Raw genomic sequence first — 1,114 nt, forward strand, 5'->3', positions numbered from 1 at the left:
ACCGCTTGCCGCTCATACCTTCTCCTTGAACCTACAATTATAGGCTCAGGAGTGTCTACTGAACTCGTGGCGATTCAACGCGACCCGCACGCTCGGCCCGCGTCAACATGACGGCAAAGCCGTCTCGAACATTGGCGACAAGATGGAGCAGGATTTTCCGGTAACGACATACTGAATCACATACTCATCCCCAGCTGCGTATGGGCGGGACTAGTCTTGCTTTGTCGACCGTCTTTACACCGGCGAGCTCTTGCCTTTGCTTGTCAAATGCAAGTAACTGATATTGAAGACTATTTCCTCTTGGCATAAATGTTGCATATCAGAAGCAGCCATTGCTTTAGCGGAGGTGATCTCTTAAATCAATTGGCCAATAGACAGCCGATAAAAATCACTAGGGATCTTCACATGAAACGACTTCAACTTCGCACGGGTTTTTTCGCGGGCCTCGTGTTGGCCGCTGCCTCACTGTCCGCGCACGCTGCTCCGATTACTTGGACTCTCGACAATGTCACGTTCACGGACGGCGGTACAGCCACCGGTTCGTTCACGGTCGACGCGACGGCCAAGACCTGGTCGGCATTCGATATCGTGACCGCCGGCCCGGCGCTGTCGGGGTTCAACTACAACTCGACGAATAGCGGCCTGTATTTCAACGGCTTTGGCCCGAACAGCTTCACGATCATGCCTGGCGATGGTCGCCGTTACATCACGTTTTCCTTCTTGGAAGCCTTGAGCGAAACGGGCAACATGCGCACTATCAATACTGCTTCGAGCTGGGAATGCATGAATTGCTCCCCATGGCGCAATATGTCGGGTTCGGTGACAAGCCTGGCGGCCGACGTACCTGAGCCGGGAACGATGGCGATGCTGCTGCCTGCACTCGGCATGATGGGCTGGATGTCGCGCCGCCGCAAGAAAGCGGCTTGAACTTCGGGCGCCGGTGCTAAGCCGGCGTCTTGAAGGTACAAGCGACAATGCAAAAAAGCCCATCAGGAGAGGGGCCATCATGTGAATCCGAACGGCGGGCTTCTAAACGCAAAAACCCCACCAGATCACTGGTGGGGTTTTGCTTATAACTAGCCTGACGATAACCTACTTTCACACTGGTTGCAGC

1 protein-coding gene is annotated in these 1,114 nt (G+C 54.4%); it reads left to right on the forward strand.

The window, feature by feature from the left end:
- The first annotated feature begins 405 nt into the window (after positions 1-405).
- On the forward strand, positions 406-927 hold the full coding sequence (locus tag AC3XQU_RS22660) for a PEP-CTERM sorting domain-containing protein (protein WP_489876423.1): 522 nt from the start codon (positions 406-408) through the stop codon (positions 925-927).
- Positions 928-1,114: the final 187 nt, after the last annotated feature.

It is taken from the genome of Telluria sp. AZSoR62 (genome assembly GCF_058111565.1).